Annotated in this window: 16 protein-coding genes; 9 read left to right on the top strand and 7 right to left on the bottom strand. The window is 28.1% G+C overall.

From position 1 onward, the window contains the following. Positions 1-23: 23 nt before the first annotated feature. The 4 genes from dapD to AC5SLW_RS00280 are packed head-to-tail and all read left to right on the top strand — an operon-like array spanning position 24 to position 3,446. Complete coding sequence (gene dapD, locus AC5SLW_RS00295) at positions 24-851, top strand: 2,3,4,5-tetrahydropyridine-2,6-dicarboxylate N-succinyltransferase (RefSeq protein ID WP_006997441.1); 828 nt, start codon at positions 24-26, stop codon at positions 849-851. Then, the gene (gene dapE / locus AC5SLW_RS00290) at positions 852-2,009 is read left to right on the top strand and encodes a succinyl-diaminopimelate desuccinylase (RefSeq protein WP_494575182.1); all 1,158 of its coding nucleotides are present in this window, start codon (positions 852-854) and stop codon (positions 2,007-2,009) included. Further along, the gene (locus tag AC5SLW_RS00285; protein ID WP_271741904.1) at positions 2,006-2,935 is read left to right on the top strand and encodes a histone deacetylase family protein; all 930 of its coding nucleotides are present in this window, start codon (positions 2,006-2,008) and stop codon (positions 2,933-2,935) included. Before dapE ends, AC5SLW_RS00285 begins: the two co-directional genes overlap by 4 nt. 31 nt (positions 2,936-2,966) lie before the next feature. After that, entirely contained in the window at positions 2,967-3,446 is a 480-nt protein-coding gene (locus tag AC5SLW_RS00280; protein WP_006997444.1) for an SET domain-containing protein, read from the top strand. On the opposite strand, the gene truA is transcribed toward AC5SLW_RS00280, so the two are convergent. Genes truA through AC5SLW_RS00255 form a run of 5 tightly spaced genes read right to left on the bottom strand, consistent with a single transcriptional unit; the run spans position 3,436 to position 7,558 of the window. Further along, positions 3,436-4,176 carry a tRNA pseudouridine(38-40) synthase TruA gene (gene truA, locus AC5SLW_RS00275; protein WP_494575179.1) on the bottom strand — a complete coding sequence of 247 codons (741 nt, stop codon included), beginning with the start codon at positions 4,174-4,176 and terminating at the stop codon, positions 3,436-3,438. The two genes, AC5SLW_RS00280 and truA, sit on opposite strands and share 11 nt — an antisense overlap. Then, positions 4,169-5,101 carry a methionyl-tRNA formyltransferase gene (gene fmt, locus AC5SLW_RS00270; protein WP_494575177.1) on the bottom strand — a complete coding sequence of 311 codons (933 nt, stop codon included), beginning with the start codon at positions 5,099-5,101 and terminating at the stop codon, positions 4,169-4,171. Before fmt ends, truA begins: the two co-directional genes overlap by 8 nt. Next, a complete protein-coding gene (gene def, locus AC5SLW_RS00265; protein WP_494575175.1) occupies positions 5,102-5,620 on the bottom strand; it encodes a peptide deformylase in 519 nt (172 codons plus the stop codon). Between the two features lie 26 nt (positions 5,621-5,646). Continuing rightward, complete coding sequence (locus AC5SLW_RS00260; RefSeq protein ID WP_494575173.1) at positions 5,647-7,407, bottom strand: hypothetical protein; 1,761 nt, start codon at positions 7,405-7,407, stop codon at positions 5,647-5,649. Beyond that, complete coding sequence (locus AC5SLW_RS00255; protein WP_494575171.1) at positions 7,382-7,558, bottom strand: hypothetical protein; 177 nt, start codon at positions 7,556-7,558, stop codon at positions 7,382-7,384. The genes AC5SLW_RS00260 and AC5SLW_RS00255 overlap by 26 nt, the downstream gene beginning before the upstream one ends. A gap of 58 nt (positions 7,559-7,616) precedes the next feature. On the opposite strand from AC5SLW_RS00255, the gene AC5SLW_RS00250 reads away from it, so the two are divergent. Further along, positions 7,617-8,129: a shikimate kinase gene (locus AC5SLW_RS00250; RefSeq protein WP_494575169.1), complete on the top strand. Its 513-nt coding sequence runs from the start codon at positions 7,617-7,619 to the stop codon at positions 8,127-8,129. Continuing rightward, complete coding sequence (gene aroB / locus AC5SLW_RS00245) at positions 8,116-9,222, top strand: 3-dehydroquinate synthase (protein ID WP_494575167.1); 1,107 nt, start codon at positions 8,116-8,118, stop codon at positions 9,220-9,222. The genes AC5SLW_RS00250 and aroB overlap by 14 nt, the downstream gene beginning before the upstream one ends. Here aroB and AC5SLW_RS00240 read toward each other — a convergent pair. Continuing rightward, positions 9,211-9,471 (bottom strand): BolA/IbaG family iron-sulfur metabolism protein, encoded by a 261-nt coding sequence (locus AC5SLW_RS00240; RefSeq protein WP_230470851.1) that lies wholly within the window; start codon positions 9,469-9,471, stop codon positions 9,211-9,213. The two genes, aroB and AC5SLW_RS00240, sit on opposite strands and share 12 nt — an antisense overlap. 25 nt (positions 9,472-9,496) lie before the next feature. Here AC5SLW_RS00240 and AC5SLW_RS00235 point away from each other — a divergent pair, with 25 nt between their 5' ends. Genes AC5SLW_RS00235 through AC5SLW_RS00225 form a run of 3 tightly spaced genes read left to right on the top strand, consistent with a single transcriptional unit; the run spans position 9,497 to position 12,797 of the window. After that, complete coding sequence (locus AC5SLW_RS00235; RefSeq protein WP_027306804.1) at positions 9,497-10,024, top strand: J domain-containing protein; 528 nt, start codon at positions 9,497-9,499, stop codon at positions 10,022-10,024. Continuing rightward, positions 10,014-10,988: a cobaltochelatase subunit CobS gene (gene cobS, locus AC5SLW_RS00230; RefSeq protein ID WP_494575164.1), complete on the top strand. Its 975-nt coding sequence runs from the start codon at positions 10,014-10,016 to the stop codon at positions 10,986-10,988. The genes AC5SLW_RS00235 and cobS overlap by 11 nt, the downstream gene beginning before the upstream one ends. After that, a complete protein-coding gene (locus tag AC5SLW_RS00225) occupies positions 10,989-12,797 on the top strand; it encodes a cobaltochelatase CobT-related protein (protein ID WP_020169020.1) in 1,809 nt (602 codons plus the stop codon). It abuts the gene before it with no gap. Here the strand turns inward: AC5SLW_RS00225 and AC5SLW_RS00220 are convergent. Beyond that, positions 12,794-14,074 carry an ActS/PrrB/RegB family redox-sensitive histidine kinase gene (locus AC5SLW_RS00220; protein WP_494575162.1) on the bottom strand — a complete coding sequence of 427 codons (1,281 nt, stop codon included), beginning with the start codon at positions 14,072-14,074 and terminating at the stop codon, positions 12,794-12,796. The two genes, AC5SLW_RS00225 and AC5SLW_RS00220, sit on opposite strands and share 4 nt — an antisense overlap.

Raw genomic sequence — 14,074 nt, 5'->3', positions numbered from 1 at the left:
CCTACTAAAGATAAAATAAAACTATGAAAGAATTTGAAAGCATTATTAATACAGCTTGGGAAAATAAAGATTCCATAAATGGTCAATCTGATAAATCTATATTAGATGCTATCAACCAAACAATTGAACTTGTTGATAAAGGTGAGCTAAGAGTTGCTGAAAAAAATGGTAATGAGTGGGTAGTTAATCAGTGGGTTAAAAAAGCAATAATGTTAAGTTTTAGAACTCATGATATGGATTCATTAAGCGGCCCGTATAGTAGTTGGTATGATAAATCTCATTTATTAAAAGGTAAAACAGCAAATTGGACTAAGGAAGATCATATAAAAGCTGGTTTTAGAATGGTTCCAAATTCTCCAGTTAGAAAAGGATCTTTTATTGGAAAGAATGCAGTACTAATGCCTTGCTTTGTAAATATTGGAGCTTATGTAGATGAAGGAACTATGGTGGACACTTGGGCTTCTGTAGGGTCTTGTGCACAAATAGGAAAGAACTGTCACATATCAGGTGGTGCTGGAATTGGAGGTGTATTAGAGCCAATGCAAGCTAACCCTACTATCATCGAAGACAATTGCTTTATTGGAGCTCGTTCAGAAATAGTTGAAGGAGTAATTGTTGGAGAAGGATCTGTATTATCTATGGGTGTATTTATTGGTCAATCTACAAAAATTGTTTATCGAGAAACTGGTGAAGTAATCTATGGAAAAATTCCACCATACTCAGTAATAGTTCCAGGTAGCATTCCTAGTAAAGATGGTAAAGGTCCTGCTTTATATTGTGCAGTAATTATTAAACAAGTTGATGAAAAAACTAGATCCAAAACTTCTATTAACGACTTATTAAGAGACTAAATGCCAACTTACAATGAAATCACATTAGCTAAAGAGCTAATAAGATTTCCAAGCATTACACCAGTTGATGCTGGGGTAATGAAATTCTTAGCTAAAAAATTAACTACTATTGGATTTAAATGTAAGATTTTAGAGTTTAAAGATAAAAATTCTAAACCAGTTAAAAACCTATATGCAAGATTAGGTAATTCTCAACCAAACTTTATGTTTGCTGGTCATTTGGATGTAGTGCCTCCCGGAAATATACAAGATTGGACGATTAAGCCTTTTAGTCCAGCTATTAAAAAAAATCATCTTATTGGTAGAGGTGCTAATGATATGAAAAGTGCAATTGCAAGCTGGGTTATTGCTGTAAACAACTATGTATTAACTAATAAAAAAATTAATGGATCTATTAGTTTATTAATTACTGGTGATGAAGAAGGTGTTGCAATTAATGGTACTAAAAAAGTAGTTGATTACATAAAAAAGAAAAAAGAAAAAATAGATTTTTGCTTAGTTGGTGAGCCAACAAACCCTAATAAACTTGGTGAAATGATTAAAATAGGTAGAAGAGGAAGTATTAATGTTGAATTAACGATAATTGGAACTCAAGGTCATGTTGCATATCCTCATCGTGCTAAAAATCCATCGACTTCATTAATAAAAATACTAAATGAAATAAAAGAAATAAAATTTGATAAAGGAACAAAAGACTTTCAGCCTACAAATTTAGAGGTAACTAAAATTAATATCAATAATACAGCTGATAATGTTATTCCAGGCCTTGCAAGAGCTACCTTTAACATAAGATTTAATAATAAACATACGTCTTCTAGCTTAAAGAATAGATTGAATAAAATTTTCAAAAAAATTACTAAAAAAGATAAATCTAATTTTAAAGTTGAATACCGTGTATCAGGTGAAGCTTTTTTAACTAAGCCCAATAAAACAACTTATATGATTCGAGATGTAATAAAAAAAATTACAAAAATTAAACCTCAACTGTCTACAACCGGTGGAACTTCTGATGCAAGATTTATTAGAAAAATTGCCCCATGTTTAGAATTTGGTCTAGTAGGTAAAACAATGCACAAAGTAGATGAGGCAGTGTCTATTTCAGATCTAAAAAAATTGACTAAAATATATTATAATATTTTAGAAAATTATTTTAAATGAAAACTGGTTTAATAACCTCTGGCACTTATCAAAATCATAATACAGGCGACGGTCATCCAGAGAAAATTGATAGAGTTACAGTAGTTATCAATAACTTTAAAAAGTTAGATAATAAAGATTTAGTTTGGAAAAAACCTTCAAAATTTGACCGATCACTTTTAGAAATAACGCACAATTCTGATTATATAAATTTTGTAGAAAAATCTTTTCCTGAAAAAGGATTATCTTTTTTAGATGGAGATACAATAGTCTCCCCTGGGAGTAAGGATGCGACCTCAGATGCTGTAGGTTCAATTATAACAGCTATTGATGGTGTTCAAAATAAAGATTTTAAAAATGCTTTTTGTGCCGTTAGACCTCCAGGGCATCATGCAGAGAAAAATAAAGCTATGGGTTTTTGCATTTATAATAATGTCGCTGTTGGAGCTAATTATCTTATAAATAAATATAAACTTAAAAAAATAGCAATTATTGATTTTGATGTGCATCATGGAAACGGCACTCAAGATATTTTTTATGATAATGAAAAAGTTTTATATATTTCTACTCATCAATACCCTTATTACCCAGGCTCAGGCACTAAAGATGAAAAAGGAAAACATAACAATATATTAAATATTCCTTTACCAGCAGGAACAACTTCTGAAGAGTATTTAAATGCTTATGAATTTGTACTTAATAAAATTAAAGAGTTTAAACCTGAATTTATCTTACTTTCTGCAGGGTTTGATGCTCATAAAGATGATCCATTGGCACAACTTCAATTAGAGTCAAAAGATTTTTATAGTATTACCAAAAGAACACTCGAGTTATCAAAACAATATTGTGATGGAAAGGTAGTGTCAATTTTAGAAGGTGGATACGATCTACAAGCACTTCAAGAAAGCACTGAGATGCATGTAAAAGCTTTACTAGAATTTAATTGATAATTTCTCAATACGCATTAAAGAACTCACAATGAAACTTTACAAAATTAAAAAATCTGACATCGATAAAAAAGGTCGTGGCCTATATGCTGCAAAAGATATCAAAAAAGGTACTAGAATTATTGATTATGTGGGTAAAATTATCACTAAGAAACAAACAGAAGAATCACAAAAGTTTGATAATGCAAAGCCCATCTATTTATTTAATTTGAATAAAAAATATGACTTGGATGGAGATGTTTCTTGGAACACAGCACGTTTAATAAATCACTCTTGTTCTAATAATTGCGATTATAACGGGACAGGTTTAAAATTATGGGTGGTTGCTATAAAAGATATTAAAAAAGGTGAAGAGATTACAGCCGATTATGGTTTTGGTTATGATGAAGATTACAAACAGTTTCCATGCAAATGTAAGTCAAAAAATTGTTGTGGTTATATTGTTAGAGCAGAATCTAGATGGAGAATTAATAAAAAATTTAGTATTGGCCGACAAAAAACTAGTAAATAACTTTTTCTAAGAATAATCCCTCAGCAGGTGCTGGTGGTGCACAAAGAATTCTTTTTTTTGATTTAATAACAAATTCAAATTTTTTTAAATCCCATTTATTTTCAGCTAAGTATTTTAAACTACCTACCATTGATCGTACTTGTTGTTGTAAAAATGATTGTGATTTAAATTGTATTTCAATTCTTCCATCTTTTGATTTAATCTTAACAGATTTCATAGTTTTGATTGGACTTTTTGCATTACAGCTTGATGCTCTAAAAGTAGAAAAATCTTTAGTACCTAAAAGTTTTTTTGCCCCTTTTTTCATTAACTCAATATCTAATTTTTTGATTATGTGCCAACCTCTTTCTTTTTCAAGAGAAGGCTTACTTAATCTATTAAAAATTATATATTTATAAATTCTTTGTTTGGCTGAATGTCGTGCATGAAATTTTAGACTTCTTTTTTTAATTGCTATAACAGAAATACCTTTATCATTTATAAAATGATTAATTGATTTTAATAACTTATCTAAATTTTGAATTTCTTTTTTGCAATCAAAATGAGCTGACTGCTCTATTGCATGAACGCCTGCGTCTGTTCTTCCAGATCCTATCAAAACCACTTTTTCTTTTAAAAATTTTGATAACTTGACTTGTATTTCTTTTTGAATTGATTTTCCTTTAGATTGTATTTGCCAACCAACAAAATTAGTTCCTATATATTCTATTAAGACTTGATATCTAAACATTTGTTATTCTTGAGCCTTTTGTAATTTGAGAACCAAGAACAAATTCATTAATATTTTGAGGCTTTTTTCCTTGTCTTTGAATTTCAATAATTTTGATAGATTTTTGGTTACCGCAGCTGATTTCTAAATCACTGGACATTACTTCACCTATCTCACCGCTTTTATTTCCTAATTCTGCTTTTAAAATTTTGTATCTTTCATCTTTAAAAATAAAAAAGGCCCCAGGGCTTGGGTATAATCCGTTTATTTTTCCAATAATACTTTCTGCATTATCATTCCACTTAATTTCACCCTCTGATTTTTCAATTTTAGAAGCATAGGTTGCGTTTGTCTCATCTTGTTCTTTAAATGTTAATTTATCTTCAAATATATTTTCTACATTTTCTATGATTTTTTCTGAAGCTAAAATTGAAAGTTTAGTTGATATTGTTTCTGCATTATCACTATTTTTAATTTTTATTCTATAACTATTGCCAACTGGACCAGTATCAAGTTTTTCTCCTATTTTCATAATACTAATTCCCGTTTCTTTCTCTAAATTCATAATAGACCTTTGAATGGGTGCAGCACCTCTCCACTTTGGCAGAAGGGAGGCGTGAATATTTATAAAACCTTTTTTGGCAAGATTTAAATATTCTTTGGGTATTATTTGACCATAGGCCACAACAATTACTAAATCTAAATCTAGTTGTTTTAAATATTCATATTCTTCTTTATTTGCTTTTAATGTGTCTGGTGTTCTACAATCTATATTATAATCTTCTGCTACACTTTGTATTGGCGACTTATTTATTTTTTGACCTCTTTGAGATTTTTTTGGTGGCTGTGTATACGCAGCAGATATTATATAATTTTTTTCATATAAAGATTTTAAAATTGGTACAGCAAAAAATGGTGTACCCATGAAGACAATTTTCTTTGTCATTTAAACGATTATTCTATTCGACTTAATCTTAGAGAGTTTTTTAATTATCATAGATTTTTTTAATTTAGATAAATAGTCTATAAATAAAACTCCTTCTAAGTGATCCATTTCATGTTGAATACAAGTTGCCAATAATCCATCTGCTTTTAATAATTGTTTTTTCCCATTGTAATCTAAATATTCAACTTCACATTCATTTGGTCTTTCTATTTCAGCAAACTGATCAGGAACTGACAAACAACCCTCTTCATATTTTGACGTTATATCATTTTTATTTTTGATTACTGGATTAACAAAATATCTTGGCTCCTTTTTGTCTTCATCTCTACTTATATCCATTACTATAATTCTTTTTGGTACCCCTATTTGAATTGCTGCAAGACCTATTCCTGGTGCTGCATACATAGTATCCAACATATCATCCATAAGTCTTCTTTCTTCATCACCAACATTTTTAACTGGTTTAGAAATCTGCCTTAATAGTTTATTTGGTTCTGTTAAAATTGGTTTAACTGACATTATGGTTGATTATTTTAGTATAAATTTTAAACTTTTAAAGGAAGAACTTTAAAGAGTATTTTATTTCTTAGTGGATCCGCATTTAGCTGATTAAGTGTGCTTATAATAAAGTATAACGTATCCTCATCAATAGCATTTAAGCTGTCCTGCCCTATAACCTCAACAATTCTAAGCAATGCAGCAGCCATATCACCGCTGTTAACAAATATTTGAATATCAGATGGTATTTCTGAATCGTTTATTTGGTATAAATCATCATACTTATCTAAAATCTTGACACCATCAGACTTGAAGGTCTCAACTAAAATTACATCTTTTTTAGAAAAAAAATATTTTTTATCTTTTTTTATCTTTTTTAAGAAATCATTTATATCTTTTGTGGGATCATTTTTAGATTTTTCTAATTTTAAATAATTTATTAATTTTGATTGATGTAAAATTTTATTATTTATTTTAATATTTGCTTGTTCTGTCTCTTCATTACCTAAATTATTTTGATAAAATGTTGTAAAATTTGAAGGCACCTTGTTCTCTTCTATATTTTTTAAAAAATTTTTTAATTCTATATTAAATGCATTTTCAATACCGTCATTCTTGAAAGAATTTTTGAGGGCGTTCATTAACTGTAACTTATTCTCAATTTCAGTAGTAATTAAAATTCCTTGATAAATTAGCGCTCTTGTTTCTGTTTTTGAGAGTACTTTTGTTGATTCTTTAATATTTAATAATTGATTAATATTAAATTGAAATCTCTTATAAAGTTCAAATAATTCTTTTTCTGCATAATTTCCCTCATGTGTTGCTTTTTCAATGCTCGTAATTTTCTCTATATCTGTAAGCTCAATATCACTGATATCATCTAATAGATTTGAAGTTGATAGATATTTCCATATTTGCCTGGATGTAGTATTTTTTGGTTCAAATTTAAATTCTGGGTTCGTTCTGTGAGATAAATGGAAATCTAAAATTGTTTTTTCTGAAACTTCTGTTGCTGGTTCTGTATTATACCCCATTAAATAATCAATTTTTTTATTAAAAAACTTATCTGCAATGCCTAATTCTAATTGAAGATCGATAAGCAATTGAGCTTCATCTCTTTTATTATTATTAATTAAGCAATAAATGTTGAATTTAGATAAATATAAATCTTGTATCGGTTCATTAATTTTAGAAAAAATTTCACAAGCTTTTTCAACATCTGATTGAGACAAATAATGATCTACTAAATGTTTGGTAAGTTTTGGATGCTCATTAATAATCTCATTATTTAATAAATATTTTTCAATCAAGTCAAAGTTTGAGCGCTTAATAAGCCACTTTGATTTAATTTCTAAAAACTGTTCTTTTGAAATATTCATTTCTGGATAATGTGCATTTGTTAATAATAAAACATCCAAAATCTCTGCAGCATCTCTTGAAAGTTCCAATTTATCTATTCTTTTAAAGATATTTAAAATTTGATCTCCATTAGAATTGGACCACATATTAATATCCAACCCATTTTCTGCAGGGTCATAAATTCCGATTAATTTTTTTTCTTTTGAAATTAAAGTTTGCGTTTCTTCTATGCTTAATTCCACTTCTTTTTGGGATTGCATATCATAAATACTATTCTGGGGAATATTTTTTTCTAATTCATCTTCTGTTAAGATTAAGTTTTCTTTAGGTTTTTTTTCTCCCACTTCCCAGATATCCACTGGTTCTTGTGAGTTGGTTGCAAAACCAAAAAATAAAGAAAATAATATAACTAAAAAATAGTTCTTACTTAACAATTTTAAGTTTTTCATTAGGGATGATTTTTTCAATGTCTTTATTTGGAGATGGAAATTCAATATTACCAAGTAGTACTATGGCTCCAATAAAAATAATTAACACAAATACTATTTTGATTAATAAACTTTTACCACTCCGATTACTTGTGTTTTTTGAAAATTGCATATATTCTTTAGTAATTTCAAATTAAGACATATTTGTGTTTTTTCAATAAAGAAAGCTTATGAATTCAAATAAAAACCTCGTTTTTTTAGGTATGATGGGGTCAGGCAAATCTTCTATTGGGGCTATGGTTTCCAAAAAATTGAATATTCCATTCATTGATATAGACAATTTAATTGAAGAACATGCTGGTATGACCATCTCAGAAATATTTAAAGTAAATGGCGAGGCATACTTTAGAAATTTAGAAGAAAAAATAACTATTAAGTCTTTAAAACATAAAAAAGTTGTTGTTTCTTTAGGTGGGGGCAGTTTTATTAATGACAAGATAAGAAAAGATATTTTAAAAAATCATTTTTCTTTTTGGCTCGATTGGGATGATTTAATTTTAATTAAAAGAATTAAAGGTAGTAAAAAAAGACCCTTAGCCTCAAATTCAACTGATCTTGAAATTAAAGCCATTATTAATAAAAGAAAGAAAGTATATTCAAAAGCTAATTTTAAAATAAACTGTAATAAATTAACAAAAAATGAAATAGTTAAAACAATAATAAAAACATATGAGCTTAATTAAATTAAAAGTTAACACCAACAGCCGACAATATTCAATTATTATTGGAAATAATATTTTAAAAAAAGTAAATAAATTTTTGAAAGAAAATTCTATTGATTTTAATCAATGTCTTCTAGTAATTGACAAAAATATTCCAAAAAATTTAGTAAAAGATACTTTAAAATCTTTACCAAAAGGATCTGTTTCAATTCATTATTTTAATGCGAGTGAAAAAAATAAAAATCTAAAAAGTGTCAATGAAATCACATCAATTCTTTTAAAAAAAAGTTTTAATAGAAATGATTGTTTAATTTCTATTGGTGGTGGTATTACTGGTGATGTATCAGGCTTTGCAGCAAGTACTTTTAAGCGAGGCTTAAAGTTTGTAAATATACCAACTACACTACTTTCACAGGTCGACTCATCAATCGGAGGCAAAACAGGTGTAAACACCAAATATGGTAAAAACTTAATTGGCTCATTTTATCAACCTAGTCTAGTTATATCAGATACTAACTTTTTAAACTCTTTACCAAAAAGAGAAGTTGTATGTGGCTATGGTGAAATTTTAAAACACTCACTTATTAATGGAAAAAAATTTTTTTACTTTTTAAATAAAAATGGAGAAAAAATTCTCCAATTAAAAAGTCCCTTTATACAAACAGCTATTCATCAAAGCTGCTTGATTAAAAAAAAAGTAGTTGAGGCTGACGAAAAAGAATTAGGTATAAGAAAAATACTAAACTTTGGACATACCTTTGCTCATGCCTTTGAAGCAACACTGCGTTATTCAGCAAAATTAAATCATGGTGAAGCAGTTATCCTCGGTGTTAAAACTGCTGCTAGATTTAGTTTATTAAATAAAATTTTAAATAAAAAAGAATTTGAATTAATTGATGGTCACTTAAATGACCTAAATCTTCCAAGAGATATTAATAAATTCTTTTCAATAAAAAATTTAAATACAATTTTATCTTTTATGAAAAAAGATAAAAAAAATAATACAAAGAAAATTAGTCTGGTTTTGCTTAAAAGAATAGGTTCTCCAGTTTACAAATTACAGTTTAATGAAAAAACTATTAATCTCTTTTTAAAAAAAGAATTAACTAAGTAGTATTTGAATAGAATGTATGTGTTCTTTCAACTCATGATCTAAAATATTATAGATTTTCTTGGTTGATACTATCTTATTTAATTTTTTAAGCTCTTCAGATTTAATAATTAATTTTAGATGGAACATTCCTTCTTGATTTCCTTTATGATTTTTATGTAAAAAACTTTTATCTTCGATTTTAAGATCCTGTATAACAATTTTTGCTTCAAGTTTATTTTTAACAATTTTAATTAATTCGTTTATATTCATAAATAATAATTTATTACTATACAGCATGAAAAATATTTGTGATTGGAATAATTGCTTTGATACTGGTGAATATAAGGCACCAATTGAAAAAGATAATAGCAAACGCTACAGATTGCTTTGCTTAACTCATGTTAAAGAATTTAATAAAAATTGGAATTATTTTAAAGGAATGGATGATGAGCAGGTATTTGATTTTTTAAAGTCTGACATGACCTGGCATAAACCCACTCAAAGCTTTAGCTCTTCAGATAATTTTTTTAAAGTTCTGTGGAACAATACGTTAAAAGATGAGTTTGATAAAACCAAACTTAGAGGTGAATATAACCACATGAATCAATTCAAATTTGATGCTAATGATATTAAAGCTTTTAGTATTTTAGGTGTTTCAGTTGGCCAAAAATGGGAACAAATACAAGATCAGTTCAAAACTCTTGTCAAAAAATTTCACCCTGATATTAATTTGGGAAATAAAGAATACGAAGAAAAACTTAAATTAATTACTTTAGCTTATACTCAGCTAAAAAATACTTATAAGGAAAAAATTGACACCTAATTTAAACATACAGCCAGACATTAAAATGTCTTTAAAGCAAAGTTTTGGAATTGACTCAGATATGGAAGTTGACGCTTTCTCTAAAAGAAGTGAATACGTTCCCGAAATAGATAAAAATTATAAGTTTGATAGAGATACTACCCTTGCTATCATATCAGGTTTTGCTTTTAATAAACGTGTCTTGGTTCAAGGCTATCATGGTACAGGAAAGTCTACTCACATTGAACAAATCGCAGCTAGATTAAACTGGCCTTGTATTAGAGTGAATTTAGATAGTCATGTAAGTAGAATTGATCTTATTGGAAAAGATGCAATTGTTGTAAAAGATGGAAAACAGATTACTGAGTTTAAAGAAGGTATTTTACCTTGGTCCATTCAAAACCCTGTTGCACTTGTTTTTGATGAGTATGATGCAGGAAGACCAGACGTGATGTTTGTTATTCAAAGGGTGTTGGAAGCTGAAGGTAATTTCACTCTTTTAGATAAAAATAAAGTTATAAAACAAAATAAATTTTTTAGATTATTTGCGACTTCAAATACAGTTGGTCTAGGGGATACAACAGGATTGTACCATGGTACTCAACAAATTAACCAAGGGCAGATGGATAGATGGAATATTGTAACATCTTTAAACTATCTTAGTCTTGATAGAGAAATGGAAATCGTTCTTGCTAAAAATAAAAATTTAAACAATCCAAAAGGTAAAGAAAAAATCTCTAACATGATTAAAGTTGCATCTTTAACTAGAAAAGGCTTTATAGCTGGAGATATATCAACCGTAATGAGTCCAAGGACGGTACTTCATTGGGCTGAAAATGCTGAAATTTTCAAAGACACAGGTTATGCTTTTAGGGTCACTTTTTTGAATAAGTGTGACGATATAGAAAAAAATACAATAGCTGAATATTATCAGAGATGTTTTGGAGAAGACTTACCAGAGTCGATGGTTAATATTCAGATCTAAATGAGCTCAAAAGAAAACAATTTTAAAGAGCAATTTAAACAAGCATTAATTTCTACAGCTAAAGTAATTTCTGAAGATTATAAATTAGATGTTAAAAAATTAGATAAAGATTTAAGTAATAAAAAAACTGATTTTTTTGATGTAACCAATTTATCAAATAAAAACGATTTTGTTAAACTAAGAGCAGAAACTGACTCTGGAGCCTTAAAGAAAAAATTTTCAAATAAAGAAATATTTAATAAAAACCTACCTAATAATCCTTCTTGTAAATCTTTATATAATATTGCTGAAAAAATCAGGTATGAACTTCTTGGCGGCAAAATGCTTAAAGGAGTCGGAAAAAATTTAAGTGAAAATTATAACCAAAAAATACTTTCTAATCGTAAAGAACAATTAAAAAATAAAGAAGATGTTCCTGTGAATGAAGCTTTTGAATTATATATGTTAAACAAATTCTTTAAATTAGAGCTCAATGATGTGTCTACAAAAATGTTAGATTTTTGGAAGAAAGAATTTGACGAATCTATTGATAAACATTTTGATTTTTTAAGTAAAAATTTGGAAGATCAAAATAATTATAGTTTAAAATTTTCAGAAATTTTAGAGAATATGGATGTCTTTGCTTCAAATAATGAAGAAAATAATGAAGAAAACGATGAACAAGAAAATGAGCAAGATAATAAATCAGAGAACGATAATGACGGCCAGTCTGATGACAAAGAGGAAGAAAATAATCAAGATGATAGCCAGACTAGTTTAGATGCTGGCTTTGATCTAAGCGACCAGCAGATGGAAGAGCAATTAGAAGACTCGGATTCTTTAAAAGAGAGTGCAGAAAGTGTTTTACAAAAAACAAATATTGATAATATTGATCAAGATTACAAAGTATTCACCACAGAATTTGATGAAATTGCAAAAGCTGAAATATTAGAAGATATAAAAGAAACACAAAAATTAAGAAAAAATTTAGACCAACAACTTGTCGGGTTTCAAGATTTAATTACTAAGCTTGCTAACAAGCTACAAAGGCAGCTCCTTGCAAAACAAAATAGAGCATGGGAGTTTGACTTAGAAGAAGGTTTATTAGATAGCTCAAAATTAACTAGAATAATTATGGATCCTTATAATTCTTTATCTTTTATGAAAGAAAAAGATCTTGATTTTAAGGACACAATCGTAACCTTGTTAATAGACAATTCTGGTTCCATGAGAGGTCGGCCAATAACAATTGCTGCACTTTGTGCAGATATATTATCTAGAACCTTAGAAAGATGCTCAGTAAAAGTAGAGGTTTTAGGCTTTACAACAAAAAATTGGAAAGGTGGTAAAAGCAGAGAAGCTTGGACTAAGAATGATAAACCAAAAAATCCTGGAAGATTAAATGATTTAAGACATATAATTTATAAAGGTGCAGACACACAGTGGAGGCAGGCGAAAAACAATATAGGCTTAATGCTTAAAGAAGGATTATTAAAAGAAAATATTGATGGGGAAGCTATTTCGTGGGCCTATAATAGAATTAAAAAAAGAAAAGAAGAGCGGAAAATACTGATGGTTATTTCAGATGGTGCCCCAGTTGACGACTCAACTTTATCAGTTAATTCAGGAGATTTTTTAGAAAAACATTTAAAAAAAATGGTTAAATTTATAGAAACTAAGAGTGACGTTGAAATTTTAGCTATCGGTATTGGGCATGATGTTTCTAGATATTACAATAAAGCTATTAAAATAACAGATGTGCATGAACTTGGAGATGTTATGGTTTCACAATTGAGTGGCTTATTTGAAAATAAAAAAAAACTACATTAAAGTTTTAAAAGATCTTCATTTTTCCATTTAATACTTACTTCAGCCCCACTTCTTGTTTGGGAATTTCTGCATAGAATATTTGCATAATTTTTTTCAAGTAAAGTTTTGCCTATAAAAATTCCAAGACCTAATCCAGATTTAGATTTTATTGAAGACTTAAAAGATTTAATATAAGGCTCTCCAATTTTACTCAAAACATCTTTTGGGTATCCCTCTCCATCATCTTCAATCATAACTTCTGTGAAATCACTATCACTTTTTATATTAATAAAAATCTTATTTTCAGAAAACTTATTTGCATTACCGATAAAATTTCTTAGTCCATAAACAATTTCTATTGATTTAGTTATATTTAGTGGATTTGAATTTTGATCATAATTTACAATAAAATCTTTTTTACTTGTTTCTTGGAATGACTTGACTATTTCACTCACGTATTCGGCTATTGTTAAATCACGATCAATAAAGTTATCTTCGATTATTGGGTTTAATGTTAATTTTTTTAAAATTTCACTACATCTCTCTAATTGACTGGATAATAACTCAATATCTTTTTTAACATCTTCATTATCTTTAAATCGTTCCAATAAATCAGTGGAGATAATCTTCATTGTTGAAAACGGTGTACCTAATGAATGTGCAGCAGCAGCAGCCTGCCCTCCTAATGATAATAGCTCATGTTCTTTTGACATGATTTCTTCCATTTTATTTAGTGCCTCTTTCCTTATTCTAGATTCTGATCCAAAGGTTAATGCAAAATAATTTAAAAAAATTAAAGCAATAATTAATGCGATTGGAATTGAATAGTAATAATAGCTGTCTACGTGAAAATGTTCTTTAATTGGATAGGGCAAAGGTTGATTAAAAAAAGTAAGAAAAATAATCACTAAAACTGTGAAGCTAACTAAGAATAAATTGCTCCTAAAACCTAAATTAGATGATGAAAATATAGCCGGGATAATCAAAAAAATTGAAAAAGGATTTATAATTCCACCTGTTAAATAAATCAAACAACTCAGTTGTAAAATATCAATAGATAAAAAAAGAAATGCTATTTTATCTGACAGTTGTGTGTTTTTATTAATATAGATTAAATAAAGATTGCTTAGCGCTCCAATCAAAATTATCAAATTTTCTAAAATTAGATTAAATCTAAAATCAAAAACAAAATAAATAATATTAACTGTTATAAGTTGGCCAATAATAGCAATCCATCTTAGATTGATGTAGGTTGATTTTTTTAATGAAAAATATTTAGAAGTTTCGAAAAACTTCAT

The organism is Candidatus Pelagibacter sp. PS_40 (assembly GCF_059417765.1).
Note: the sequence above shows the minus strand (reverse complement) of the source record. Positions and strands in the feature narration are given on the sequence as shown.

What these genes read in the sequence shown, in the direction of transcription:
- dapE (WP_494575182.1), top strand. Translation starts at nt 852, where the DNA reads ATGCCAACTTACAATGAAATCACATTAGCTAAAGAGCTAATAAGATTT.
- AC5SLW_RS00240 (WP_230470851.1), bottom strand. Translation starts at nt 9,471, where the DNA reads ATGAATATAAACGAATTAATTAAAATTGTTAAAAATAAACTTGAAGCA.
- def (WP_494575175.1), bottom strand. Translation starts at nt 5,620, where the DNA reads ATGTCAGTTAAACCAATTTTAACAGAACCAAATAAACTATTAAGGCAG.
- AC5SLW_RS00220 (WP_494575162.1), bottom strand. Translation starts at nt 14,074, where the DNA reads ATGAAGTTTTTCGAAACTTCTAAATATTTTTCATTAAAAAAATCAACC.
- AC5SLW_RS00280 (WP_006997444.1), top strand. Translation starts at nt 2,967, where the DNA reads ATGAAACTTTACAAAATTAAAAAATCTGACATCGATAAAAAAGGTCGT.
- aroB (WP_494575167.1), top strand. Translation starts at nt 8,116, where the DNA reads ATGAGCTTAATTAAATTAAAAGTTAACACCAACAGCCGACAATATTCA.
- dapD (WP_006997441.1), top strand. Translation starts at nt 24, where the DNA reads ATGAAAGAATTTGAAAGCATTATTAATACAGCTTGGGAAAATAAAGAT.
- AC5SLW_RS00225 (WP_020169020.1), top strand. Translation starts at nt 10,989, where the DNA reads ATGAGCTCAAAAGAAAACAATTTTAAAGAGCAATTTAAACAAGCATTA.
- AC5SLW_RS00285 (WP_271741904.1), top strand. Translation starts at nt 2,006, where the DNA reads ATGAAAACTGGTTTAATAACCTCTGGCACTTATCAAAATCATAATACA.
- AC5SLW_RS00250 (WP_494575169.1), top strand. Translation starts at nt 7,617, where the DNA reads ATGAATTCAAATAAAAACCTCGTTTTTTTAGGTATGATGGGGTCAGGC.
- AC5SLW_RS00255 (WP_494575171.1), bottom strand. Translation starts at nt 7,558, where the DNA reads ATGCAATTTTCAAAAAACACAAGTAATCGGAGTGGTAAAAGTTTATTA.
- fmt (WP_494575177.1), bottom strand. Translation starts at nt 5,101, where the DNA reads ATGACAAAGAAAATTGTCTTCATGGGTACACCATTTTTTGCTGTACCA.
- AC5SLW_RS00235 (WP_027306804.1), top strand. Translation starts at nt 9,497, where the DNA reads ATGAAAAATATTTGTGATTGGAATAATTGCTTTGATACTGGTGAATAT.
- truA (WP_494575179.1), bottom strand. Translation starts at nt 4,176, where the DNA reads ATGTTTAGATATCAAGTCTTAATAGAATATATAGGAACTAATTTTGTT.
- AC5SLW_RS00260 (WP_494575173.1), bottom strand. Translation starts at nt 7,407, where the DNA reads ATGAAAAACTTAAAATTGTTAAGTAAGAACTATTTTTTAGTTATATTA.